Source organism: Qipengyuania xiapuensis (genome assembly GCF_019711395.1).
Taxonomy (GTDB): domain Bacteria; phylum Pseudomonadota; class Alphaproteobacteria; order Sphingomonadales; family Sphingomonadaceae; genus Qipengyuania; species Qipengyuania xiapuensis.
Genome location: NZ_JAIGNL010000002.1, coordinates 768,786 through 794,095, shown reverse-complemented (window position 1 = coordinate 794,095; position 25,310 = coordinate 768,786). Strand labels below are relative to the sequence as shown.

21 protein-coding genes are annotated in these 25,310 nt (G+C 64.0%); 10 read left to right on the top strand and 11 right to left on the bottom strand.

What is annotated here, in order from left to right; genetic code table 11:
• Positions 1-44: 44 nt before the first annotated feature.
• Complete coding sequence (ppa, locus tag K3163_RS13030) at positions 45-581, bottom strand: inorganic diphosphatase (protein ID WP_221427492.1); 537 nt, start codon at positions 579-581, stop codon at positions 45-47.
• Positions 582-702: 121 nt separating this feature from the next.
• On the opposite strand from ppa, the gene hisS reads away from it, so the two are divergent.
• The 6 genes from hisS (at position 703) to metK (ending at position 7,660) form a co-directional block, all read left to right on the top strand.
• Positions 703-1,938: a histidine--tRNA ligase gene (gene hisS, locus K3163_RS13025; protein ID WP_221427493.1), complete on the top strand. Its 1,236-nt coding sequence runs from the start codon at positions 703-705 to the stop codon at positions 1,936-1,938.
• A gap of 2 nt (positions 1,939-1,940) precedes the next feature.
• Positions 1,941-3,008, top strand: coding sequence for a peptide chain release factor 1 (prfA, locus tag K3163_RS13020; RefSeq protein WP_221554502.1), 1,068 nt, complete (start codon positions 1,941-1,943; stop codon positions 3,006-3,008).
• Positions 3,001-3,837: a peptide chain release factor N(5)-glutamine methyltransferase gene (prmC, locus tag K3163_RS13015; protein ID WP_221554501.1), complete on the top strand. Its 837-nt coding sequence runs from the start codon at positions 3,001-3,003 to the stop codon at positions 3,835-3,837. The genes prfA and prmC overlap by 8 nt, the downstream gene beginning before the upstream one ends.
• A gap of 239 nt (positions 3,838-4,076) precedes the next feature.
• Entirely contained in the window at positions 4,077-4,733 is a 657-nt protein-coding gene (locus K3163_RS13010) for a DUF4167 domain-containing protein (RefSeq protein WP_221554500.1), read from the top strand.
• A 61-nt stretch (positions 4,734-4,794) separates the two neighbouring features.
• Complete coding sequence (lnt, locus tag K3163_RS13005) at positions 4,795-6,390, top strand: apolipoprotein N-acyltransferase (protein WP_221554499.1); 1,596 nt, start codon at positions 4,795-4,797, stop codon at positions 6,388-6,390.
• A gap of 31 nt (positions 6,391-6,421) precedes the next feature.
• The gene (gene metK, locus K3163_RS13000; RefSeq protein ID WP_221554498.1) at positions 6,422-7,660 is read left to right on the top strand and encodes a methionine adenosyltransferase; all 1,239 of its coding nucleotides are present in this window, start codon (positions 6,422-6,424) and stop codon (positions 7,658-7,660) included.
• A gap of 2 nt (positions 7,661-7,662) precedes the next feature.
• On the opposite strand, the gene K3163_RS12995 is transcribed toward metK, so the two are convergent.
• The 5 genes from K3163_RS12995 to K3163_RS12975 are packed head-to-tail and all read right to left on the bottom strand — an operon-like array spanning position 7,663 to position 12,308.
• A complete protein-coding gene (locus tag K3163_RS12995) occupies positions 7,663-8,805 on the bottom strand; it encodes a CaiB/BaiF CoA transferase family protein (RefSeq protein WP_221554497.1) in 1,143 nt (380 codons plus the stop codon).
• 38 nt (positions 8,806-8,843) lie between these two features.
• Positions 8,844-9,983: an NAD(P)H-dependent flavin oxidoreductase gene (locus K3163_RS12990; RefSeq protein WP_247712676.1), complete on the bottom strand. Its 1,140-nt coding sequence runs from the start codon at positions 9,981-9,983 to the stop codon at positions 8,844-8,846.
• Positions 9,984-10,034: 51 nt separating this feature from the next.
• Positions 10,035-10,691 (bottom strand): CoA transferase subunit B, encoded by a 657-nt coding sequence (locus K3163_RS12985; RefSeq protein ID WP_221427500.1) that lies wholly within the window; start codon positions 10,689-10,691, stop codon positions 10,035-10,037.
• Between the two features lies 1 nt (position 10,692).
• Positions 10,693-11,601, bottom strand: coding sequence for a 5'-nucleotidase, lipoprotein e(P4) family (locus tag K3163_RS12980; RefSeq protein WP_221554496.1), 909 nt, complete (start codon positions 11,599-11,601; stop codon positions 10,693-10,695).
• Positions 11,601-12,308 carry a CoA transferase subunit A gene (locus K3163_RS12975; protein ID WP_221427502.1) on the bottom strand — a complete coding sequence of 236 codons (708 nt, stop codon included), beginning with the start codon at positions 12,306-12,308 and terminating at the stop codon, positions 11,601-11,603. The genes K3163_RS12980 and K3163_RS12975 overlap by 1 nt, the downstream gene beginning before the upstream one ends.
• A gap of 71 nt (positions 12,309-12,379) precedes the next feature.
• Between K3163_RS12975 and K3163_RS12970 the strand changes: the two genes are divergently transcribed.
• Together K3163_RS12970 and K3163_RS12965 are read left to right on the top strand one after the other, a co-directional pair.
• Positions 12,380-12,841 (top strand): hypothetical protein, encoded by a 462-nt coding sequence (locus K3163_RS12970; protein ID WP_221427503.1) that lies wholly within the window; start codon positions 12,380-12,382, stop codon positions 12,839-12,841.
• A 296-nt stretch (positions 12,842-13,137) separates the two neighbouring features.
• Positions 13,138-15,462 (top strand): CDC48 family AAA ATPase, encoded by a 2,325-nt coding sequence (locus tag K3163_RS12965; RefSeq protein ID WP_221554495.1) that lies wholly within the window; start codon positions 13,138-13,140, stop codon positions 15,460-15,462.
• On the opposite strand, the gene K3163_RS12960 is transcribed toward K3163_RS12965, so the two are convergent.
• The 3 genes from K3163_RS12960 to polA are packed head-to-tail and all read right to left on the bottom strand — an operon-like array spanning position 15,459 to position 20,688.
• Positions 15,459-16,538: a mechanosensitive ion channel family protein gene (locus K3163_RS12960; RefSeq protein ID WP_221554494.1), complete on the bottom strand. Its 1,080-nt coding sequence runs from the start codon at positions 16,536-16,538 to the stop codon at positions 15,459-15,461. The genes K3163_RS12965 and K3163_RS12960 overlap by 4 nt on opposite strands.
• Before the next feature lie 12 nt (positions 16,539-16,550).
• Positions 16,551-17,852: a sensor histidine kinase gene (locus tag K3163_RS12955; RefSeq protein ID WP_221554493.1), complete on the bottom strand. Its 1,302-nt coding sequence runs from the start codon at positions 17,850-17,852 to the stop codon at positions 16,551-16,553.
• Position 17,853: 1 nt separating this feature from the next.
• A complete protein-coding gene (gene polA / locus K3163_RS12950; protein WP_221554603.1) occupies positions 17,854-20,688 on the bottom strand; it encodes a DNA polymerase I in 2,835 nt (944 codons plus the stop codon).
• Between the two features lie 246 nt (positions 20,689-20,934).
• Between polA and K3163_RS12945 the strand changes: the two genes are divergently transcribed.
• A complete protein-coding gene (locus K3163_RS12945) occupies positions 20,935-21,174 on the top strand; it encodes a hypothetical protein (protein WP_221427508.1) in 240 nt (79 codons plus the stop codon).
• Between the two features lie 104 nt (positions 21,175-21,278).
• Here K3163_RS12945 and K3163_RS12940 read toward each other — a convergent pair whose 3' ends face one another.
• A complete protein-coding gene (locus K3163_RS12940) occupies positions 21,279-22,298 on the bottom strand; it encodes a serine hydrolase (protein ID WP_244921825.1) in 1,020 nt (339 codons plus the stop codon).
• A gap of 137 nt (positions 22,299-22,435) precedes the next feature.
• On the bottom strand, positions 22,436-22,843 hold the full coding sequence (locus K3163_RS12935; RefSeq protein ID WP_221427510.1) for a host attachment protein: 408 nt from the start codon (positions 22,841-22,843) through the stop codon (positions 22,436-22,438).
• A gap of 181 nt (positions 22,844-23,024) precedes the next feature.
• Between K3163_RS12935 and K3163_RS12930 the strand changes: the two genes are divergently transcribed.
• The gene (locus K3163_RS12930) at positions 23,025-25,229 is read left to right on the top strand and encodes a DUF305 domain-containing protein (protein ID WP_221554492.1); all 2,205 of its coding nucleotides are present in this window, start codon (positions 23,025-23,027) and stop codon (positions 25,227-25,229) included.
• The last annotated feature ends 81 nt before the right edge of the window (positions 25,230-25,310 follow it).

The following is a 25,310-nucleotide window of genomic DNA, read 5'->3' as shown; positions in this document are numbered from 1 at the left end:
GCACCGCCAAAAAGAAGGGGCGCCTTTCAGCGCCCCTCCGGTGATCAGTTCTTGGTGTTCTCGTAGCGCTCGATACATTCGAGCACGATGCGCTTGGCATCCTCGGCATCGCCCCAATTGCCGATGCGCACCCACTTCTCGGCCTCGAGGTCCTTGTAGTGGGTGAAGAAGTGCTCGATCTGCTGGAAGATGATCGAGGGAAGGTCCTTCGTCTGGCCGACGTCGGAGTAGTAGGGGAACGTCGTGTCGACCGGCACGCAGATCAGCTTCTCGTCGCCGCCATGCTCGTCTTCGAGGTTGAGCACGCCGATCGGACGGGCACGCACCACGCAGCCCGGGATGAAGGGCGAACGCGAGATGACCAGCGCGTCGAGCGGGTCGCCATCGTCCGAAAGCGTGTGCGGGATGAAGCCGTAGTTTGCCGGATAGCGCATCGGGGTGTGCAGGATGCGGTCGACGAACAGCGCGCCGCTTTCCTTGTCGAACTCGTATTTCACCGGTTCGCCACCGGTGGGGACTTCGATGATGACGTTCAGGCTTTCGGGCGGATTATCGCCCACGGGGATCTTGTCGATGCGCATTTAGGCTCTCTAGCTTGCGTGTTTATTATGTCGGCCCCTCTCCCCAGAAAGACTTCGCCGCGCGCCCTAGCGCCTTGAGAGGCATTGCGGAAGGGGGACGATGGTCGTAATCGCGCCTCCCATGCCAAAGACACCGCAAGCAATCCGTGGAACGCAGGACATTTTCGGACCCGACGCCGAGGCATTCGCCTTCGTCGTCGACACCTTCGAACGCGTGCGCAAGCTCTACCGCTTCCGCCGGGTCGAAATGCCGGTCTTCGAGAAAACCGAAGTGTTCGCCCGTTCGATTGGCGAAACGACCGATATCGTTTCGAAGGAAATGTATTCGTTCGACGATCGCGGCGGCGAATCGCTGACGCTGCGCCCGGAATTCACTGCGGGCATCGCGCGGGCCTATCTTTCGAATGGCTGGCAGCAGCACGCGCCCCTCAAGGTCGCGACGCACGGACCGCTGTTCCGTTACGAGCGTCCGCAGAAGGGTCGCTATCGCCAGTTCCACCAGATCGACGCGGAAATCATCGGTGCGGCAGAGCCGCAGGCCGATGTCGAACTGCTCGCCATGGCCGATCAGCTCCTGAAGGAACTCGGCATCGAGGGCGTGACGCTGCACCTCAACACTCTGGGCGACGGCGACAGCCGCGAAGCCTGGCGTGCTGCGCTGGTCGAGCACTTCCGCGCGGTGAAGGATGAATTGTCGGAGGATTCGCAGGAGCGGCTGGAAAAGAACCCGCTGCGCATCCTCGATTCGAAGGACCGGCGCGACCAGCGCTTCGTCGCCGACGCCCCGAAGATCGACCAGTTCCTCTCAGACGATGCGCGTGCGTTCTTCGACGCGGTTACCAGCGGTCTCGATGCGGCAGGCGTGAAATGGACGCGTGCGGAAAGCCTCGTGCGCGGCCTCGACTATTACCGTCACACCGCCTTCGAATTCATTCCCGACGAAGGCAGCGAAGCGGCTGGCAGGCTCGGGAGCCAGAGCACGATCCTCGGTGGTGGCCGCTACGACGGGCTGATGGAAAGTCTCGGCGGAGCGCCCACGCCTGCCGTGGGCTGGGCTGCAGGGATCGAACGTCTTGCGATGCTGGTCGGTGACAAGGGCGAGCCGCTTGCCGACGTGATTGTCGTGGTCGAAAACGATGAACTCATCGACCGCGCAATTGCGGCCATAGGAAAGATCAGGGCTGCCGGTCACTCGGCCGAGCTGATGGCGTCGGGCAGTCCCCGCAAACGCTTCGACAAGGCAGTGAAGGCGGGCGCCGAGAAGATCGTCGCCTTCGCTATCCGTGACGGCGCGGAGCATGTGCGCATCAAGGCGGACGAACATGCGACCGGATCGCTCGAGAAGCTGCTCGACTGACCATGCAGGTTCCTGCCGAACGCCTCGACCAGATTGCCAATCGCTTTGCCGAACTCGAAGCGCGCATGGCGTCGGGCACGCTCGAAGGTGACGAGTTCGTCAAGGCGAGCCGCGATTATGCCGAGCTCGAACCCGTTGCGAAGGTCGCTGCCGAGGTGAAGGCGACGCGCGAGGAGATCGCGAGCCTCGAGGAAATGCTCGCCGATCCCGAGATGAAGGCCATGGCCGAAGAAGAGCTGGCCGCGCTGCGCGAGCGCCTTCCCGAAGCCGAGCGCGCGCTCGCCATTGCGATGCTCCCGCGCGACAGCGCCGACAACAAGCCCGCCATGCTCGAAATCCGAGCAGGGACGGGCGGTGACGAGGCGGCGCTCTTCGCTGGCGATCTCTACCGCATGTACGAGCGTTTCGCGGCCGAGCAGGGCTGGAAGGTCGAGCCGGTCAGCATGAATGCGAGCGAGGTCGGTGGCTTCAAGGAAATCGTCGCCAACGTCACCGGCACGGGCGTATTCGCCAAACTCAAGTTCGAAAGCGGCGTCCACCGCGTCCAGCGCGTGCCCGAAACGGAGAGCGGCGGGCGTATCCATACCTCGGCGGCGACCGTGGCGGTGCTGCCGCAGCCCGACGAGGTCGATATCGACATTGCGCCGGGCGACCTCAAGATCGACACCTATCGCGCCAGTGGCGCGGGCGGCCAGCACGTGAACACGACCGACAGCGCCGTGCGCATCACGCACGAGCCGTCGGGTCTCGTGGTGACCTGCCAGGACGAGCGCAGCCAGCAGAAGAACCGCGTGAAGGCGATGCAGGTGCTCCGCGCGCGTCTCTACGAAAAGATGCGAGACGAGGCGCAGGGTGCCGAGGCCGAAGCGCGCAAGGCGATGGTCGGCAGCGGCGACCGGTCCGAGCGCATCCGCACCTACAACTTCCCGCAAGGCCGCGTGACCGACCACCGGATCGGCCTGACGCTGCATAAGCTGCCCGAAATCATCGCAGGGCCGGGGCTTGGCGAGATGGTGGACGCGCTGATCGCCGAGGACGAGGCCAAGCGGCTTGCCGCGCTCAATGACTGACGCAGCCCGCCCGACGGTCGCCGATGCCATCCGCGCGGCATCGGACCGGCTCTTCGAAACCAGCGAAACCGCGCGGCTCGATGCCGAACTGATCATGGCGCATGTCCTCGGAATTGCGCGTTCCGACATGCTGCTGCGCGCGATGCGGGACGAGGCCCCGGCGGAGTTCGAGGCGCTGGTGGACAGGCGCGCCAGATGCGAGCCTGTCGCCCATATTCTCGGCCACCAGGAGTTCTACGGCCGCGAGTTCCTTGTTACGCCCGATACCCTGATCCCGCGCGGCGACAGCGAGGTGCTGGTCGAGGCCGCGCTCGAGCTGAAGCGTGACGCGGAGCGCGTTCTCGATCTCGGTACCGGAAGCGGCGCCTTGCTCCTCAGCGTGGTTGCGGAGACGCAGGCGGAGGGTGTCGGCACCGACCGGTCGCCTGCCGCCCTTGCGGTCGCCCACGACAATGCCGACCGGCTGGGTATCGAGGATCGAGTGCGATTCCACCTCCTCGACTGGCGCGAAGAGGGATGGGCAGACGACCTCGGCCGCTTCGACCTGATCCTGTGCAACCCGCCCTATGTCGAGGAAGCGGCGCAGCTGGACAAGGATGTGCGCGATTTCGAACCGCACTCGGCGCTTTTCGCAGGTCCCGAGGGTCTCGACGACTATCGCATCATCATTCCGCAATTGCGGAATTTAATGACTGACCGGGGCGTAGCGATTCTCGAAATCGGACACGAACAATCCGGCGCTGTGAGTGAAATTGCGCGTGCGGCGGGCTTCGAAGTTGCGCTCAGGCGCGACCTTGCAAACCGTCCACGCGCCCTGATTTTGACATAAAGGGGTTGGCAAAGCCGATTCGAGGCTTTACCTCTGGCCACAGGCCAGTGGTGCGCGGACGTGTCCGACCCGCCGGTTCTAAGCTCCGACATTGCAGTTCCGGTGCGGGCCAAGCGGCTCGTATACCATGCACAAACAGGGGCGCGCATGCTGCGAGAGGGCGCAGCGTGTTCGATGGGCAAGGCGGATAACAGGCGAACCGAGGGTTCGCGCCGCGCCATTAAAAGGACGAGTATTCCTTGAACAGCAATCGCAACAACCGTCGCCGCGGTCGTAATAACAACCGCAACCAGGGCGGCGGCAATTCGGCCAACCGGATCGACAGCCGGGCACGGGGCAACGCGCCCCAGCTGCTCGACAAGTACAAGAAGCTTGCACAGGACGCCCAGCACAATGGCGACCGCGTCCAGGCCGAGTACTATCTCCAGTTCGCCGACCACTATTTCCGCGTGATCGCCGACAACAAGGCCCGCCAGGAAGAGGCCAAGGCCAAGCGCAACGACGATCGCGGCCAGAACCAGTCGGACGATGACGATTCCGACGACGACGGTGACGATCGCCGCAAAGGCCGCAAGGCTCGCGGTCGCCGTGACGACGACCAGGGCCAGCAGGACGGCCGCGGTCGCAAGCCCCGCCGCAGCTCGAACGACGATGACGGCGACGAATTCGAGCCTGCCGACAATCCCTTCACCCGCAAGGACGACGAGGACGAGGCTCCTAAGAAGCGCCGCGCCCCTCGCAAGGCCAAGAAGGGCGAAGAAGGCGTGCCCGGCAATGAAGGCGAGATCGATGCATCGGCCCTTCCGCCGGCCATCGGCACCGACGACGACAAGCCGGCGCCGCGCCGTCGCAGCCGCAAGCCTGCAGAAGACGAGGACGTGAGCGCGGTCGGCTGATCGCGCTCGCCCTTCTCACTTTTTCTTGCCAACGCCGCCGCCTGACGTAACAGGCGGGGCGATGGATCGTATCACCGACTTCATGGCGCGCCGCCCAAGGTGGAGCGCGCTCTTGCTCGGGCTGGTTTCGGCAACCGGCTTCCAGCCCCTGCATATCTGGCCGTTTGCGCTCGCCGCGATGGGGGCGCTTGTATGGCTCGTTCACCGGCAGGAGAGCGCAAGAAGCGCGTTCTTCGTGGGCTGGGTGTTCGGCGTCGCGCATTTCACGCTGACCAACAACTGGATCGCGACGGCCTTCACCTACCAGGCCGAGTTGCCTGCTGCGCTAGGCTGGGCGGCGGTCCCGCTGCTTTCCCTATACCTCGCGGTCTATCCGGGATTGGCGGCACTTGCGGGCTGGCTGATCGCGAGAAAGCAGAAGCTGCCCGTATTTGCGCTTGCCTTCGGGGCCACCTGGATTGCCACCGAATGGCTGCGTAGCTGGGTCTTCACCGGCTATGCCTGGGGACCGTTTTCGATGGCATTCCTTGGAAACTGGGAGCGAGCAGGCCTGGCGGGACTGCTCCCCGCAACTGGCACTTACGCACTATCCGGCATCGCGGTCGCGATTTCGGGCCTGCTGGCATGGTCGCTCGCCAGCCGCAGGTGGATTGCCCTTGCCGCAATCGTAGTGGTGTTTTCCGCAGGCATGTTCTGGCCGGCCCCTGCCGAAGAGGAGGGCTTCCTTCCGGTCACATTGGTGCAGCCAAACCTGCGGCAGGAGGAACTCGACGACCCGAGCAAGTTCGAAGAGCAGTTCCAGCGCATCGCAGCGCTCAGCAGGCCGGGAAATCCTGTCAGCCGACGACTGGTCCTGTGGCCCGAGAGCGGCGTTCCCGACTACCTGCGCGAAGGATATCCGCAGCGCTACTATGTCCAGATGACCGCCGGCGGTGACCCGGCATTCGCCCGCTATCGTATCGGGCAGACGATCGGCGAGGGCAGCCTGCTGCTGACCGGAGCAGTCGATCTCGAAATCGGTGAAGTGGACGGCCGCGAGCGCGCAACCGGGGCCTACAACGCGATTACCCCGATCGATGCGGAGGGCAATCTCGGCCAACGCTACGCCAAGGCACATCTGGTGCCTTATGGCGAATACCTGCCGCTGCGCAGCTGGCTCGAGCCGCTCGGCCTCAGGCGACTTGTGGCCGGCTCTATCGACTTCATTCCCGGGCCCGGACCGCAGACCTTCGATTTCGGCAACTGGGGCAAGGCGGGCATGCAGATCTGCTACGAGATCGTCTTTTCCGGCGAAGTAGCCGAGCCCGGGCACCGCCCGGACTATATCTTCAATCCGTCCAACGACGGCTGGTTCGGCGCATGGGGGCCGCCGCAGCACCTGGCGCAGGCGCGCATGCGTGCAATAGAGGAGGGGCTACCCGTCCTTCGTGCCACCACGACCGGCATCAGCGCCATCATCGATGCGCGCGGCATCGTGCGTCACGCGATCGGCAGGGGCGAGGCCGCGAAGATCGACACGCTGGTCCCTCCGCCTGCGGACCCCACCCTTTTTGCCCGCTTCGGGCACTGGCTCACACTATTTTGGGGTATAGTACTTTTAGCCGTTTCGCTGGTTGCAAGTCGGCTTTCCGCCCGCTACCAACCGGACCACACTTAAAGTTATCTTTATATCTTTTATCGGGGTCTCCATGCGCACCAATTACCTGTTTACGTCCGAGAGTGTTTCCGAAGGACATCCCGACAAGGTCTCTGACCAGATTTCGGACGCCATCGTCGACCTGATGCTCGCGAAAGACCCGGAATCGCGCGTCGCCTGCGAAACCATGACGACCACGCAGCGCGTCATCCTCTCGGGCGAGATCCGCTGCGCCCCGATGTACGACAAGAACAATCCCGACTGGGCCGACAACGGCGGTTGGGCACCGGGCGCGAAAGACGAGATCGAGCAGGCGGTTCGCCGCACCGTTCGCGAAATCGGCTATGAGCAGGACGGGTTCCACTGGAACACGCTGACCTTCGAGAACCACCTCCACGGCCAGTCCTCGGAAATCGCGCAGGGCGTCGACGCCAGCGGCAACAAGGACGAGGGCGCCGGCGACCAGGGCATCATGTTCGGCTTCGCCTGCGACGAAACCCCAGACCTCATGCCGGCCACGCTCGACTACAGCCACAAGATCCTCGAGCGCCTTGCCGAAGACCGCAAGAGCGGCGCCGCACCTTTCCTCGAGCCCGATGCCAAGAGCCAGCTCTCGCTGCGCTACGAAAACGGCAAGCCGGTCGCCTGCACCGCAATCGTCGTCTCGACCCAGCACGGCAAGGGTTACCACGAGGGCGAAAAGGAAGCCGAGCTCAAGTCCTATGTGAGGAAGGTCGTCACCGAGATCCTGCCCGAAGGCTGGGTGTCGGAGGAGACCGAGTGGCACATCAACCCGACCGGTGCCTTCGAAATCGGCGGCCCCGATGGTGACGCAGGTCTCACCGGCCGCAAGATCATCGTCGACACCTACGGCGGTGCGGCACCGCATGGCGGCGGCGCATTCAGCGGCAAGGACCCGACGAAGGTCGACCGTTCGGCCGCCTACATCACGCGCTATCTCGCGAAGAACATTGTCGCTGCCGGCCTCGCCAAGCGCTGCACGATCCAGCTCTCCTATGCGATCGGTGTCTCCAAGCCGCTCTCGCTTTATGTCGACACGCACGGCACCTGTGCCGAAGGCGTGACCGACGAGGCTCTGGAGAAAGCGATTGCTGGCATCGACAAGCTCGGCGGCCTGACCCCGCGCGGTATCCGCACGCATCTCGGCCTCAACAAGCCGATCTATCGCAAGAGCGCGGCATACGGCCACTTCGGTCGCACCGCCGAAGGCGATTTCTTCCCCTGGGAGCGCACCGACCTGGTCGACGATCTCAAGGCGGCGCTGGCCTGATCCTACTTGGGGTCGTGTTGCCCCTTAGTGGGTGATGCGGCCTCGAGCGCCAGCTCGGCATCCGAAAACACGAACGGGCTCCGCACGCCCGGCATGCCTTCGGGCATGACCTTCATTCCGCGCGCCTCGATCTGCGGATCGGCGAAGACTTCGTCGATGTCATTGATCGGTCCTGCGGGGATGCCGCGTTGCGCGCAAGCGGAGAGAAGGTCGTCCCGTGTCCACTGCGCGGTGGCTTCGGCGATCAGCGCATCGACCTCTTCGCGGTTCGCGACGCGGTTTGCATTGGTCGAATAGCGCTCGTCTTCCAGCAGGTCCGTGCGCTTGAGTACGGTCAGCAGCTTGCGGAAAAGTGCATCATTGGCAGGGGCGAGCACGACCTTGCCGTCCTTGGTCGGAAACACGCCATAGGCGCTCACCTGCGCATGCGCATTGCCCATGCGAGGCGGGTTCTCGCCTGTAGCGAGGTAGCTCATCGCCTGATTGGCAAGCAGGCCGACCGAGCAGTCGAGCAGGCTCATGTCGATCCATTGTCCCTTGCCCGTGCGATGCCGCATGAGCAGCGCCGACTGGACCGCATTGGCCGCCCAAAGCCCGCAGGACAGGTCGCTGATCGAGACACCCATCTTCATCGGTTCGCCGTCCGGCTCTCCGGTAAGGGCCATGAAGCCGCTCATTGCCTGGACGACGAAATCATATCCGGGCTCGTCGCGTCGCGGGCCGTCCTGCCCGAAGCCGGTGATCGAGCAATAGACTAGCGCCGGATTGGCCCTTGAGAGCGTCTCGTAATCGAGCCCGAACTTGGCGAGACCGCCGGGCTTGAAATTCTCCAGCACAACGTCCGCGCCGGCCGCAAGCTCCGCCACGCGGGCGAGGTCGGCCTCGTCGCGAAAATCGGCCACGATGGCGCGCTTCCCGCGATTGCAAGCGTGGTAGTAGGCGCTGGTCTTCTCGCCCGCATGTTCGACCCAGGGCGGGCCCCAGATGCGCGTATTGTCGCCCTCGGGGCTCTCGACCTTGATCACGTCGGCGCCGAGATCGGAGAGGATCTGGCCTGCCCAAGGCCCGGCAAGGACCCGGGCGAGTTCGAGCACTTTCAATCCGGCGAGCGGTGCGTTCTGGTTGCGCGGTTTATCGAGCCACATGGGAAGTCGCAGTGCTTGCGGCCGGGCTTGCGGTCAAGTCACTCCATGCCGACGCTGGCGGCGAGACCTCCGATGGCCTCCAGGAACTCCTCGCGAAAATCCTGCACGACCTGTTTGCTGGACCGCACCTGCTCGACGAGACCCACCCCCTGTCCGACGAAATAGGTAACGAGTTTCCGCGCGCCCTCGTTGCCGGCCGCAGCTTCCCGCTCGATGCGCGCGAAAGCCGGTTCGGACACCATGCCCATGAGCGGCATCGGCAGGGTGCCAGGGCCGTCGGGCGCATCCCATGCATCGTGCCAGGGAGTCTTCAGCTGGCGGGCAGGCTTGCCCGTGCGACTGCGCGAGCGAACCGTGTCACGGCTACGCGCTGCGACCATCTTGTCGCGGAATGCCTCGCTCGTTTCCGATTCCGGCGTGGCGAGCCAGACCGAGCCGGTCCAGGCGCCCTGCGCGCCTGCCGCCATCATCCCCGCCATCTGTCCCCCGGTCATGATGCCGCCTGCTGCGAGCACGGGAATGTCGTGACCCGCGCGCTTCAGTTCGCGGACCACTTCCGGGATCAGCACGAGCGTCGAGACCTCGCCGCAATGACCTCCAGCCTCGGTGCCTTGCGCCACGATGATATCGACGTCTGCCTCCGCCTGCCTGATCGCGTGTTCTTTCGCGCCGACTAGGGCCGCCACCGGTACGCCGCGCTTCTTGCCTTCTTCGATCATCGCAGGAGGCGCGATGCCCAGGGCATTGGCGATCAGCCTGATCGGATGGCGAAAGGCCACTTCCATGAGCGCAAGACCGTTTTCGGGCGTAATGCCCATTCGCTCGCGCAGGATCGGCATCTCGGCCTCGGGCGCAATGCCGTAGTGACCGAGCACCTCGTTGACGAAGCCCTGGTAGGACGGATCGATCGCCGCGGCGCGGCTCTTGTTGTCGCCCAATTCGCGGACGCGGGGATCGATGACTTCGGGAACGAGGACATCGACCCCGTATGGTGCGCCGTCGACATGGGCGTCGATCCAGGCGAGCTCTTCCTCGAGTTGGTCGGGGCTGAAGCGCGTCGCGCCAAGCACGCCGAAACCGCCCGCCTTGCTCACCGCCGCCACGACATCGCGGCAATGGCTGAAAGCAAAGAGCGGGAATTCCGCCCCGGTCATTTCGCATACGCGATTCATCGCCATCTACTCTCTCCCTCGGGAGAGCAGACTATGGCTTTGTCGCCTATGCGCAAGTCAGGTGACGTAATTCGCCGTTGTCTTGGCTGCGACTTCCTCGGCGCTCACGCCCGGTGCAAGTTCGATCAGCTTGAAGGGGCTGTCGTGATCCGGCCGATGGAAAACGGCGAGATTCGTGATGATCATGTCGACCACGTTCTGCCCCGTCAGCGGAAGCGTGCATTCGGGAATGAACTTGGGATCGCCAGCCTTGCTGGTGTGATCCATGACCACGATGATCTTCTTCACGCCGGCGACGAGATCCATCGCGCCGCCCATGCCCTTGATCATCTTGCCCGGGATCATCCAGTTGGCGATGTCGCCGTTCTCGGCCACTTCCATGGCGCCGAGCACCGTGAGGTCGATGTGACCGCCGCGGATCATCGCGAAGCTCTGCGAACTGTCGAAATAGGCCGAGTGCGGCAGTTCGCTGATCGTCTGCTTGCCGGCGTTGATCAGGTCGGCGTCTTCCTCGCCTTCATAGGGGAAGGGGCCGATGCCGAGCATGCCGTTCTCGCTCTGCAGCGTGACATGCATGCCTTCGGGAATGTGGTTGGCGACCAGTGTCGGGATGCCGATGCCGAGATTGACGTAATAGCCATCCTCGAGCTCCTGCGCCGCGCGGGCAGCCATCTGGTTGCGGTCCCAGCCGGTGCGGGCTTGCGTATCGGTCATGTCAGTTGCCTTCGTTCATGATTGCGGGCGCATCTGCAGGCGCGGTCTCGGGGCTCCAGCGGGTGCCTTCGGGGAAGACTTCGCCCATCGTGCCCTTGAGCGAGTAGCCGTAAACGGGGTTGGGCAGGACGAACCAGCCGTTGCCCCACAGCTGGGCAAGATCGCCGCGTGCCGCCAGCTCGCGTCGCTCGGGCGGTGTGCGGCTGTCGTCGTTGAAGACATCGGCGAAGTCGCCGAGATTGTCTCCCGCAAGCGCTATCACGCAGTAGCGTTCTGCGATAAGCGCGCGGCGGCCGTCCTTGTCGCCGCTGTTCACGCCGTCATCGCCGCGCAGGAACAGCGTGTCGCGGTGGATCGCCTCGCCGAGACCGGCTGCTGCAATCGCCCGCGCAGCGCCTTCGGGGCTGAATTCGCGATTGGTGTTGAACACGGGAGTGATACCGGCTTCGCGGAGGCGGCGGATGCCGGTCACTGCGCCGGGGACCGGGCGGACGTAGCTTGCGCCGGTCTTTTCCCACTTCTCCCAGGTTTCCTTGGAGAAGCTGGCGCCGGTGGTGGTGGCCCAGTATTCGTAACCCTGGTTGAGGATGACCGTCTCGTCGACGTCGAAAACTACCGCGAGCGGCTTCCAGCTGTCGCCGCGTGCACAGCTCTGCGGCTCTGCGACCGCGCCGCCGATGCCCATCGACACCGACTGCGGAACGCGGCGTTCGCGGCTGCGGGCGATCGCATAGTCGGCAATGGCGCGCCACGCCTGGATCGAGGCGCCTGCCGCTTCGCCCGAACCGTAGAGCCACTGCATCGAGGATGGCGCGGCTGCATCGAGACCCGTCGCAGGGGCGGCGGCATCGGGGACGGTCTGGCACGCGGCCAGCGAGAGCGCGGCAATCGAAACGAGGGCAGCGCGCATTACGCGGTCTCCCGTTCGCGTGTCGTCACGAATTCGATCTTCTTGTCGTAGGGCGCGCCCACGATCATGCGCTGGACGTAGACGCCCGGCAGGTGGATGCAGTCCGGATCGAGGCTGCCGGTCGGGACGATTTCCTCGACCTCGACGATGCAGACCTTGCCGCAGGTTGCTGCCGGCTGGTTGAAATTGCGTGCGGTCTTGCGGAACACGAGGTTGCCCGTCTCGTCCGCTTTCCACGCCTTCACGATGGCGAGATCGGCGAAGATACCGCGCTCGAGGATGTAATCCTCGCCGTCGAAGGTCTTCACTTCCTTGCCCTCGGCGACCTGCGTTCCGACGCCGGTCTTGGTGTAGAAGCCGGGAATGCCGGCACCGCCTGCGCGCATGCGCTCGGCAAGCGTACCCTGCGGGCAGAACTCCACTTCGAGCTCGCCGGACAGGAATTGCCGCTCGAACTCCTTGTTTTCACCGACATAGCTGGAGATCATCTTCTTCACCTGCTGCGTGCGCAGCAGCATGCCGATGCCCTCGTTATCGATCCCGGCATTGTTGCTGGCGAAGGTCAGGCCCTTCACCCCGCTCTCGCGGATCGCCTCGAGCAGTCGCTCGGGGATGCCGCAGAGGCCGAAGCCCCCGCTGGCTATCAGCATGTCGTCGTGCAATAGCCCCTCAAGGGCGGAAGCGGCATCTGGAAAGAGCTTGTTCATCGGTCCTCCGTTACAAGCGAGGCTGCTAGCGCCCACCCGCGACTGTGTCACCCCCGGATAAAGGAGAGCTGATGATACGCCTTGTAGCCCTGACAGCCCTCGTGCCCTTTCTCGCCGCCTGTGAGCCGGAGCCGACCCCGGATGCGGAACCGCCGCTGCCCCAGCCAAAGGTCATGGAGCGCGAGAACGAGCGTCTCGGCCACCTCGCCGGCTCCCCGCGATCAGGTGACTTCAAGGTGAATTTCAGCGAGCCGTTCATACAGTTCGAGAACCGCGGCGAAGAGATGTCGATCAGCCAGCCCTATGGCGGCCCGCGCTACCGCGTGGTGGACGTGATGCGAGGGGGCGACGAAACGACCTGGATTTTCCGCGGGCTCGAAGGCGCCGTGCCGGGGGAAGAACCTTTCATCCTGACGATCGAAAAACTTCCCTGCACCAATCCGCTGACAGGTGACCAGACCGGCTATGTGGCGACACTCGGAACATCTCTGGAGCCGCGGAAAGCGCAATCCTGTGCTGCACCTGCGAGGTAAGCGAAAACCTCGAGCCTATGAAAAACATGGAGTTGCCCGATTTGAGTTGCGCCTAATTCAACAAACCTTGTTCTTTTCGCACTTGCACAAAAAGGGTCTCGGGAGCATATCAAAGCCTGCCTTTCAGGCATCCTCTCCCAAGACTTTCCAAGCCCGGTGGGTTCTCCCGCCGGGCTTTTTTCTTGCCCGGAGCCCGTGATTGCCGGACCTCTGGGCGACCTTCCTCATTGTAGTTTCTGCAGGCGCACCCAATTGGGAGCGTAAGAGAATGACGCAAGCGAGGGAGCTTACCCCATATGGCCGATGCTGACACTGCGACGGCGGCAGATGAAAAAACGGTTCGGCTGCAGGTCGCAGCAGCGAGGCAGGAAGAGAGCGGGCAGGGCATCGCCCGCATGCCGCGTTCCGCATTCCAGGCGCTCGGTATAACCGAGGGCGACACTGTCGAGATTACCGGCAAGCGCGCCACGGTCGCCATAGCCATGCCGGCCTATGACGAGGACCAGTCACTCGACGTCATTCGCCTCGACGGTCTCCAGCGCGGCAATGCCGAAGTCGGTTCGGGAGAGCATGTCCAGGTGGTCGCAGTCGAATCGCGACCGGCGACCCGCGTGATCTTCGCTCCGGCGCAGCGCGAGATGCGATTGCAGGGGCCGGCCCAGGCGCTGAAGCGCAATTTCTTCCGCAAGCCGCTGACCGCAGGCGACCTCGTCGCGACGACGGGGCAGCAGCCGGTGCAGAACATGCCGCCCGAAGTGCGCCGGATGTTCAACGCGCCCGCCTATGCACTCACCCAGATCCGGCTTTCGGTCGTCTCGACCACGCCCAAGGGCATCGTCCATATCGACGAGGACACCGAAGTCGAATTGCGCGCCGAATTCGAAGCGCCGCGCGATGCGCGCGCTGTCGTCAACTACGATGATGTCGGCGGTATCGACGACACCATCCAGGCACTGCGCGAGATGGTCGAACTGCCGCTCCGCTATCCCGAGCTCTTCACCCGTCTCGGTGTGGACCCGCCTAAGGGCGTGCTGCTTCACGGCCCGCCGGGCACCGGCAAGACGCGCCTCGCACAGGCCGTCGCGAACGAAAGCGATGCGAATTTCTTCACCATCAACGGGCCGGAAATCATGGGCTCGGGATATGGCGAAAGCGAGAAGCGCCTGCGCGAAGTCTTCGAGGAGGCGGGCAAGTCTTCGCCCGCTATCATCTTCATCGACGAGATCGACTCGATTGCACCCAAGCGCGACCGGGTTCCGGGTGAAGCCGAAAAGCGGCTCGTCGCCCAGCTGTTGACGCTGATGGACGGACTGGAGGCGCGTTCGAACCTTGTCGTGATCGCGGCCACCAACCGGCCCGATGCGATCGATGAAGCACTGCGCCGTCCGGGCCGCTTCGACCGCGAGATCGTGATCGGCGTCCCCGACGAGAAAGGCCGCCGCGAAATCCTCGGCATCCATACCCGCGGCATGCCGCTGGGTGACAAGGTCGACCTCGCCGAACTGGCGAAGGCCACCTACGGTTTCGTCGGCGCGGATATCGCCGCGCTGTCGCGCGAAGCCGCCATCGACGCGGTGCGCCGCATCATGCCCAAGATCGATCTCGACGAGCGGACCATTCCGCCCGAAGTGCTCGACGAACTTTGCGTGACGCGCGAAGACTTCCTTTCGGCACTCAAGCGTATCCAGCCTTCGGCCATGCGCGAAGTCATGGTGCAGATGCCCAATGTCGGCTGGTCCGATATCGGCGGTGTCGGCGATGCGATCGAGAAGCTGAAGGAAGGCATCGAGCTGCCGATGAAGAACCCCGATGCATTCCACAGGCTCGGGATCAGGCCGGCCAAGGGCTTCCTGCTCTATGGCCCGCCGGGCACCGGCAAGACGCTGCTCGCCAAAGCCGTGGCCAAGGAAGCCAAGGCCAACTTCATCTCGATGAAATCGAGCGACCTCCTGTCGAAATGGTACGGTGAGAGCGAGCAGCAGATTGCCCGCATGTTCAAGCGCGCCCGCGCCGTGGCGCCCTGCGTCATCTTCATCGACGAGATCGACAGCCTCGTACCTGCCCGTGGTAGCGGGCAGGGCGAACCGCAAGTGACAGGGCGCGTGGTCAACACCATCCTTGCCGAGATGGACGGGCTCGAGGAGTTGCAGTCGGTGGTGGTCATCGGTGCCACGAACCGCCCTACGCTGGTCGATCCCGCGCTATTGAGGCCGGGTCGCTTCGACGAGCTGGTATATGTCGGCACGCCCGACAAGCCGGGGCGCAAGCAGATCCTCGGTATTCATACGGCAAACATGCCGCTCGCGGACGACGTCGATCTCGGCGCTGTCGCCGAGAAAACCGAGCGCTTCACCGGCGCCGATTTGGAGGACGTGGTCCGTCGTGCGGGTCTGAACGCCTTGCAGCGCGCAGGCGGGGACGTGCAGGAAGTTACCGCGGCGGACTTTACCGAAGCGCTCAAGGACAGCCGCGCCACTGTCACCACGCGGATGGAAGCCGAATATCGCAAGATGCGAGGCGAGCTGAAGAAGCGTGCGGCCGAGGTCCAGCCGATCGGCTTCATTCACGAGGGCATGCTGGAGAGCACCCGCGACAGCAAGCACTCGAACGAAAAGGGCTAGCTGCCCATGGCGCGCTGGTTCGCCGCCTCTACTTCGAGACGGTGGCGGATCAGCGCGTCGGGCTGGTGCTCCCTGAGCCATGCGAGCATGTGCTCGCGCACTTCGCAGCGCAGCGTCCACAAATCGCCGATCGTTTCTGCGCTCATCGACAGGCGCAACTCGATGCTTTCGGGATAGGCCTCGGTCATGAGGAGCGCGAGATTGCGCCCGTCCCACAGTTCGTGCGCCTTCACGAAGCGTTCGAACTCTTCGCGGATCGGCTCGATTTGGGCGACCGGGTCGAGGTGCAGCATGACCGGGCCGGTCAATTTTTCGCTGACGCGCGACCAGTTCTCGAAGCTCTGATCGAGGAAGCGGCTGGTCGGCACCACGAGGACGCGCTCGTCCCAGGTGCGCACGGTCACGAAGCTCATTCGCACTTCCTCGACGCGGCCCGCCTGTCCGTCGACCTTGACCAGATCGCCGATACGAAGCGGCTGGGTCAACGCCATCTGGAGGCCGGCGATCAGCGATTTCAAGGCAGGCTGGGCGGCAGCGCCTACAGCGAGCGCCGCGAGACCTGCAGAGGCCAGCATGGTCGTGCCGATATCGCGCACGCCCGGAATGTTGAACATGATCAGCGAGACTGTGATGACGATGATCGCGACCCGCGCCGTGCGCGAAAGGATCGCGATACGCGTGCGATAGCCCCGCGTTTCGACCTCGCGCCCTTCGAGCTCGATCTGGCGCTCGTAACCTGCGGCGACCCCTTTCACGAAAGCGAAGGCGACCCAGCCGATCAGTGCCGGTGTGAGGAATCCGGCAAAATGGTCCCAGCCATTCCCGACGAGCGCGTCGTTTTCCGCTGCAATCGATATGGCAAAGCCGAACATGAGCCAGCGCATGGGGCGCCGGATCTTGACCACGATGACATCGTCGATCGGGCTGCTCGACTGCCGTGTGAGCCGCAGCAGGATTGCAAAGACGATCCAGTGGACGAGGAAGGCGACGACCAGTGCCCCGCCGAGCACGATCAGCGTGTGGATCAGGCCTTCATAGGAAATCGGCCAGTTGCGCGGGTCGTAGCGGTCCAGCATGCGCGCCAATGGTTATGTGCGCGGCTCGCCGGTGGCAAGGCTTGGCATATCGCTATCCGGAGCCGTGATCGTGACGATAAGTCCGTCCGCGGAGAATTCGCGCTTCACGCTGCCGCCGAACTGGCGCGCGGCGCTTTCCATCAGCAGGCTGCCGAAGCCCTTGCGGTCGGGTTCCCCGTCCAGCTTCACGCCGGTTTCCTTCCAGACCAGTGTCACCAGTCCGTCGTCGCGCGTCCAGCTCACGTCGATCTCGCCATTCGCCGACCATGCGCCGTACTTGACCGCATTGGTCGTCAGCTCGTGCAGAACAAGGCCGAGCGGGGTGATGCGCTTGGCCGGAAGCAGCACCTCGGGCCCGGAGATCGTCGCGACATGCTTGGACGAACGGTACGGCGCGAGCGAGGTCTCGACCAGCGCTTCGAGCGATGCGAGCTCGCGGTCGAGTTCGCCCTGGCTGACCTCGTGCGCAGTGAGCAATGCGCGGATGCGCTGGGCGATCGCATCGGTGACCGGCTTAGCCTCCGGCTTGTCGCGTGCGCTCATCTGGACGATCGCAAGCACCACGGCGAATAGGTTCTTGACCCTGTGATTGAGCTCGCGGGCGAGCAGGTCGGCCCGGTCACGGGCTTCGCCGATTGCTGCAGCCTGTGCTGCTTCCGCTTCGGCACGGGCAGCGCGCGAGACGAGCCGCGAGCCGAGGAAGATGGCCAGCAGCAGGAGGAAGATCAGTCCTGCGAGAAGCGGGAAGACGCGTCCTTCGATGCGCGCCGTGTCGCGTGCCTGTTCGGCAAGGATATCGCGCTCGATCTCCTCCATTTCGCCGAGTGCCCGGAGCAGCCGCTCCATCGTCTCCTGACCCTCGTCGGTCAGAACCTGCCGGCGCGCGTCCAGGAGGCGTCCGTCCTCGAGCAGCAAGACCGAAGTCTCAAGCTCGGCGAACTTCGCACGCGAGAGCGCATCGATCTCGTCGAGCAGCTCCTGCTGCCTCGTCGTGGCATTGTCGCCCAAGAGATCGCGCATGCGGCGCAGTGCCGGTTCGATCTGCTCGCTGCCCTCCTGGTAGGGACGCAGGTAACGCCGATCGAGCGTGATCAGGTACCCACGCTGCCCCGTCTCGCCGTTGAGCGCGGCCGTGTGAACGCGCTGCAACTCCTCGATGATGTCCGAGGTCAGCTGGCTCTGATCGCGTTCCGCCCTCTCGGCCTCCACCGTCTGATAGACGAGGTAGATGAGGCCGAGCATCGCGCCGCCGATCAAGAGCAGCAGCACGGCATTGGGCCAACGCATCGGCATCCTGAACCGCTGGGTCATCATGCTAGTGCGCGGCTCCCCAGCTCTTGCCCGTGCCGATCTCCACGCCGAGGGGCACGGAGAGCTTTACGGCTGGTTCGGCGGCGCCGGACATGACGTCTTCGATCACCTTGGAAGCCTTCTCGACATCGCCTTCGGGTAGCTCGAAGACGAGCTCGTCATGCACCTGGAGGAGCATGCGTACATGGCCGAGGCCAGCCTCGTCGAGTGCCGGGTTCATGCGGACCATGGCGCGCTTGATGATGTCGGCGCTGGTTCCCTGGATCGGTGCGTTGATGGCCGCGCGCTCGCTGCCTTGCCGTTCGGCCTGGTTCTTCGAATTGATGCGGGGAAACCAGGTCTTGCGGCCGAAGAGCGTCTCCGAATAACCGCGTTCGCGCACGCTTTCGAGCGTGTGGAGGATGTATTTCTGGATGCCCGGGAAGCGCTTGAAATAAGTGTCGATCATCTCCTGCGCTTCGTCCGCCTCGACACCGAGCCTGCCGGCCAGACCCCAGCGCGAAATGCCGTAGAGGATGGCGAAGTTGATCGTTTTTGCGCGGGCGCGGGTGTCGCGCGTGACCTCGCCGAACATCTCGGTCGCGGTGCGCGCGTGGATGTCCTCGCCGTGTTCGAAGGCCTCCTTGAGCGGAGCGACATCGGCCATGTGTGCGGCCAGCCGCAGCTCGATCTGCGAATAGTCGGCGGCGAGCAGGACATTGCCGTCCTCGGCCACGAACGCCTCGCGGATCTGGCGACCGATCTCGGTGCGGATCGGGATGTTCTGCAGGTTCGGATCGGTCGACGAGAGCCGCCCGGTCTGCGCACCGACGAGGCTGTAGCTCGTGTGCACACGCTTCGTTTCGGGATTGATCGCTTCCTGCAGCGCATCGGTATAGGTCGACTTGAGCTTGGCGAGTTGGCGCCATTCGAGGACCTTGTCGGCAATTTCCGCACCGTCACCCGACAGGCGCTCGAGCACCGACTGGTCGGTCGAGTACTGGCCGCTTTTGCCCTTCTTGCCGCCCTTGTATCCCAGCTTGTCGAACAGGATTTCGCCGAGCTGCTTGGGGCTGCCGACAGTGAATTCCTGTCCGGCGATCTCGTGGATCTCACCTTCGAGGCGCGAGGTCTCGGTGGCGAATTCCTCGGACAGCTTGGCCAGCCGCGTGCGGTCGACCTTGATGCCGTGCCGCTCCATGCCGGCAACGACAGGAACGAGCGGGCGGTCGACCCGCTCGTAGATCTTCGTGCCGCCCTCGGTCGCAAGCCGTGGTTTCAGGTGGGCATGCAGGCGCCAGGTGACGTCGGCATCCTCGGCGGCATATTCGGTGGCCTTGTCGAGCGGCACTTCGCCGAAGGGAATCGCCTTCTTCCCGGTGCCGCAGACTTCCTTGTAGCTCAGGCAGGTGTGGCCGAGGTGGCGCTGGGCAAGCTCGTCCATCCCGTGCCCGCCGCCGATACCGGCTTCGCCGCGCCCCGCATCGAGGGCGAAACTGATGATCATGGTGTCGTCGATCGGTGCGACCATGATGCCTTCGCGCGCAAGCACGTTGAGATCGTACTTGCCGTTCTGGAAGACCTTGAGAACGGCATCGTCCTCGAGCAGCGGCTTGAGCGCGGCCAGCGCTTCGGCCTTGTCCACCTGCTCGGGCTTCTCGGCGAACATGTCGCTGCCGCCGTGGCCCAGCGGGATGTAGCAGGCATCGTTCGGGCCGAGCGCGAGGCTGACGCCGACGAGGCGGGCCTTGATCGAATCGAGACTGTCGGTCTCGGTATCGACGGCGACCAGCCGTGTGGTGTGCGCCCGTTCGATCCACTCTTCAAGTCGGTCCATCGACTGCACGCATTCGTAGGTGCTGCGGTCGATCGCGGGCATCTCCGGAAGGGGCTGCGAATTGCCTTCGCTGCTGGCCGGAGCGCCCGCAGTTTCCTGCTTGGCCGGGTTGAGGTCCGTCGGGCGACCCGGGCTGCCGTTCCCGCTGTCGAGCCGGCGCATCAGGCTGGTGAAGCCATGGGCCTCCAGGAATGCGCGCAGCGGATCGGGCGGAACGCCGTCAAGCTTCATGTCCTCAAGCTCGATCGGAAGGCCGCAGTCCTCCTTGAGCGTGACGAGCACGCGGCTGAGCTCGGCATCCGCGCGGTGCTCCAGCAGGCGCTCCTTGAGCTTCGACTTCTTCATGTCCGCAGCCGCGTCGAGCGCGGAAGTGAGGTCGCCGTGCTCGGCGATCAGCTTGCTCGCGGTCTTCGGGCCGACGCCGAAAATGCCCGGGATGTTGTCGACCGAATCGCCCATCAGCGCGAGCACGTCGCCAACCTTCTCGGGCGGCACGCCGAATTTCTCCTCGACTTCCTCGATATAGATGCGCGCGCTCTTCATCGTGTCGAGCATGTCGATCCGCGCGCCGTTCTCTTCGCCGACCAGCTGCATCAGGTCCTTGTCGGAGGAGACGATGGTGACGTCCCAGCCTTCCGCCTGCGCTGCGCGGGCATAGGAGGCAATCATGTCGTCCGCCTCGACATCGGGCTCTTCGACCAGCGGCAGGCTGAAGGCGCGCGTCGCGTCGCGGATGAGCGGGAACTGCGGGACCAGGTCCTCGGGCGGATCGGGGCGGTTCGCCTTATACTGGTCGTAGATCTCGTTGCGGAAGGACTTGCTCGACTTGTCGAGCACCACGGCAAGGTGCGTCGGGCCGTCGGCCTTGTCGAGATCCTCCGCCAGCTTCCACAGCATGGTGGTGTAGCCGTAGACCGCACCGACCGGCGTGCCTTCGGGGTTCGTCAGCGGCGGCAGGCGGTGGTACGCCCTGAAAATATAGGCGGACCCGTCGACGAGGTAGAGGTGCTTCTTATCGGCCATCATGGCAGGCGTTAGCAGCGAGTCGCTGCCTTGGGGAGCGCTAAGACCATGAAAAATGTGGGCCGAAAAATGGCGGAATTGCGGCAAACTGAGGCCAGATCATGGCCAAATGTGGCGAATCCGCTTGCTACGCCACAATCCCGCCACTATTTAGACACTGTAAGGCCCGATTTGTCGGACCTTGCGCGAGGGGTAGGGGTCTCTTTCCCTTCGCAATCAGAACTCGCTGTTTAAGGATTTAATCTTATGCGTAAGATCGCTCTCGTCGCCGCCGCTTCGGCCGCTGCTCTCTCGCTCGCTGCTTGCTCGGAAGCTACCGAAGACGCAGCTGAAGAAACCATGGAATCGGCTGAAGCAGACGCTGAAGCAAACATGGAAGCTATGGAAGCTGGCGCTGAAGAAGCTGCTGCTGAAGCTGACGAAGCTGCTGCTGAAGTCGAAGCTGAAGTCGAAGGCGAAACCGAAGCAGAAGCACAGGCTGACTAATTCAGCTAGCTTCGCGACGGATTACCGTTTCGAAAAAGGAAAGGGCGGTGCCGCAAGGCGCCGCCCTTTTCCTTTGCCCTGTCGGGCGAGAATGATTTCCGTGATTAACCGCCGTAATCGGCGTCGGCCCAGACCCGGCGATCGTCGCCCGGCCTGGTGAAGCCGCGGTACAGCGCTTCGGTAATTGTCGAAATGCGCGCATCGCGCATCTGGCGCGCTTCGAGCTTGCGTCCGCGGTTGCCGTTTTCGACGGCCATCGAAGGGCTCTGGCCCGTGACGTAAATCGCTACAGCGATGGCGCGGCCATCCGGCGTATGGAAAATGCCGATGTCGCTGGCGGTCCGGCTGAGCGTGCCGGTCTTGTGAGCGAGACCCGCGCTGACGGGCAGCGCCGAACGCATGCGCTTCTTGCCGGTGGTGGTAGCGCGCATGGCGTCCATGAGTACGGCGCGCGAAGAAGTGCTGAGCCATTTGCCCTGGTACAGGCCGGCAAGCAGCTGGCCCATCGCGCGGGGCGTTGCGCTGTCCCGTGTGTCGACGCTGGAGGCGGGGTCAATCCGGCCGTCCTCGCGGATCAGGGTCGCGATATCGCGCGTAAGCGTGAAGCCCTCGATCCCCGCATCGCGCATCCACTTGTTGACGACGCTCGGGCCGCCGACCGCGTTGAGGATCGCATCGGTGCAGGCGTTGCAGCTCTTGCTGATCATCAGGTCGATGTGTTCGCGAGCGGTGAGATAGGCTCCGCCGCGGCGCGGCAGGCGCCATTCGCTGGTGAGCGACCACTTTCCGGCATCCACGCCCGCGAGGTAAACTGCCGCAATCGCGACCTTGCTGGTGCTGGCCATGGGGAAGCGCTGGTCGGCAAGGACATCGATTTCCTGTCCGCTCGACAGGTCGAGTGCGTAGACGCCGATCCGGCCGCGCGAACCATCGGCAAGGCGGGCGATCTGTTCTTCGAGCGGGTTGTCATAGACCGCGTTGAAATCCTGCGGAGCCCGAACTTCCGTACCCAGCAGGTTGTCGAACTGGGATTGGTAGCTGTTCTCGGCAGTCTGCGCCTGCGCGACAGCGGGTAGACCGAGCGCGAGTGCGCCGGCGGCCAGCAAGGTTCCGAATGACTTCATCGACATGACCCTACATTACCAATTTCATGGTTATGCGAAGCTTAACGGCAATGCAGAATCATGCGCAAGGCCCATGCGACGGAATGTGTCGCACGGGCGTTTCATGTTTCCAGAGTAATGAAATTTCACAAGGCCGGTCAGGCCGAGGCGATGACCTGTTCGATCTTTTCTGTCGTCGCCCCTGTGACGGTCTTGTCGATCTCGCCAACGATGCGTTTTTCCAGTTCGGAATGGTAGTGCCTGCGCATCTCGCCGAGCGTCTTGGGATCGGCGATCACCAGCACATCGGTCAGCTCTCCCGAGATGGCCTTGGCATTCAGCCATTCGGCCGCTGCAGCGCCATGGGCCAGTTCGCCGAGGTCGGTCCGGCCGTGCCGCTGCCCGATCTCGTCCTGGTGGCGAACGCCGGCGCTGAAGTTTGACACCGAGAGGTCGGGTTTGCTGGCGCCTTCGAGGCGTGGCTCGAACGGCTGTCCGTGGTTCTGCATCACGGTGAAGTTCTCACCATCGACGATTGCGACATGGGCCTTGTGCGGCAGCTTCATATCAGTCTCCTCTTTCGAATCGAATTGTTCACCTGACCAACGGTCGAGCCCCTCGCGGGGTCCGGAAAAAGCGGCTCGGGTCGACCTCCGCACGATACGATATGCCGTTCGCAGAACTTTCGCTTGACCAGCGCGAGGCGGGGCAATTGTATCGCGGCTGCAAAACTTGGGGACTATACACATGACACATTCCATGCGTGCGCTTGCCGCAGGCCTGCTTATTTCGACCTCCACCGCAGCCATCGCGCAGGAAGTGCCGATCGTGCTTCCGGGCGCACCGGGCGAAGCTCCGCGCGTGATCGGCGAGGCCGAGGCGATCGCGCTTTCGGACACGCGCTATTCGCCTGCCGACGTGCATTTCATGCAGGGCATGATCGTCCACCACCAGCAGGCGCTCGACATGGCCACGCTCGCCAAGTCGCGTACCAACAACGACGCTGTCCTGAAGACCGCCGACCGGATCGAGGCCGGCCAGAAGGACGAGATGAAGTTCATGCGCGAATGGCTCGAATCGCGCGGCGAGCAGATCGAGATGCCGCATTCGATGCACATGGGCCCCGATGGCCACGGCTCGATGAAGGGCATGGCGTCGAAGGAACAGATGGCCGCGCTTGCTGCCGCGAACGGTACCGCCTTCGACGAACAATTCCTCAAGCTCATGATTGCCCACCACCAGGGCGCGCTGGAGATGGTGCGCGAACTGCATCGTTCGCCGGGCAGCGCCTACGAGCCGGTGATGTTCGAGTTCACCAATGAAGTGGTGAGCGACCAGCAGGCCGAGATCGACCGGATGAACTCAGTACTGGCCGAAATTTCGACCGATCCGCGCGCCACGCTCGCAGCGGGTTTCCGCGATGCCGAGGAAGCCATCTCGAACCTTCGCCTCGTCGTATCGCAGCCCAAGCCGACCGGCTTCTTCGACCCGGAAAACCCGGCGCAGCTCCAGCCGCGCATCGAAAAGAAGGACGATGAAGAGGAGGGCGAGGAAACGGCTGCCGACGATGGCGAGGAAGAGGAAGAAAAGCCCCGCTTCGGCCAGCGCGGCTCGCTGCTGAGCTTCGCCAACACCGACATCGCCTTCTCCGGCGACATGATGGTGGCTGGCAGCTATCACGGTTTCAATGCCTACCGCCTCGGCGAAGACGGCGTGCCGCAGCTGGTCTCCTCAACCGTATGCCCCGGCGGCCAGGGCGACGTCTCCATCGTCGGCGACCTGCTCATCATGAGCGTCCAGGACAGCCGCGCGCGCATCGACTGCGGCCTCGAGGGCGTGGCCGGCCGGGTGAACGAGGAGCGCTTCCGCGGACTGCGCATCTTCGACATCTCGGACATCACGCGCCCGCGCCAGGTAGGCCTCGTCCAGACTTGCCGCGGCAGCCACACGCACTCGATCGTGGATGCCGACGACACTCGCATCATCGTCTACAATTCGGGCACCAGCTATGTCCGCGACGACGAGGAACTGGCAGGCTGCTTCGACACTGCCGGTGACGAAACCGCGCTGTTCAGCATCGATGTGGTCGAGATCCCGGTCGCCAATCCCGCGGCATCGCGCATCGTCGACAGCCCGCGTGTGTTTGCGCGCGACGGCCAGATCGCCGGCCTGTGGCGCGGCGGCGATCACGGTGATGGCACGCAGAGCACCAATGTCACCAACCAGTGCCACGACATTACCGTATTCCCGGCGAAGAACCTCGCCGCGGGCGCATGCTCGGGCAATGGCATCATCCTCGACATTTCCGATCCGATGAAGCCGGTCCGCATCGACGATGTGACCGACAAGGGCTTTGCCTACTGGCACTCGGCCACCTTCAACAATGACGGCACCAAGGTGCTGTTCACCGACGAGTGGGGCGGGGGCGGACGCCCGCGCTGCCAGGCGGGTGACCCGACGAACTGGGGTGCCGACGCTTTCTACGCGATCGAGGACGGCAAGCTGACCTATCGCGGCATGTACAAGCTGCCTGCACCGCAGGGCGACAAGGAGAACTGCGTCGCGCACAACGGTTCGATCATCCCCGTGCCGGGCCGCGATATCTTCGTCCAGGCATGGTACCAGGGCGGCATCTCGGTGATCGACTTCACCGATGCTTCCAACCCGTTCGAGATCGCCTATTTCGACCGCGGCCCGGTCGACAAGGACCAGCTGGTCACCGGCGGCTACTGGTCGTCCTACTGGTACAACGGCCGCATCTACGCGACCGAGATCGCGCGCGGTCTCGACGTCTTTGCGCTGGAGCCGAGCGAACACCTGACGGCCGAGGAAATCGCTGCGGCCGAAGGTGCGATCTATCCGGGCGACCTCTTCAACCCGCAGACGCAGACGCAGGTCACCTGGCCCGAGGAACTGGTCCAGGCGGCCGAGGACAGCCGCAAGGGCGGCTAATCCGTTCCACCTATGCAAAGAAAAGGCCCGGCAGGATCGCTCCTGCCGGGCCTTCTCGTTTGTAGCCTGTCGGCCGGGGTG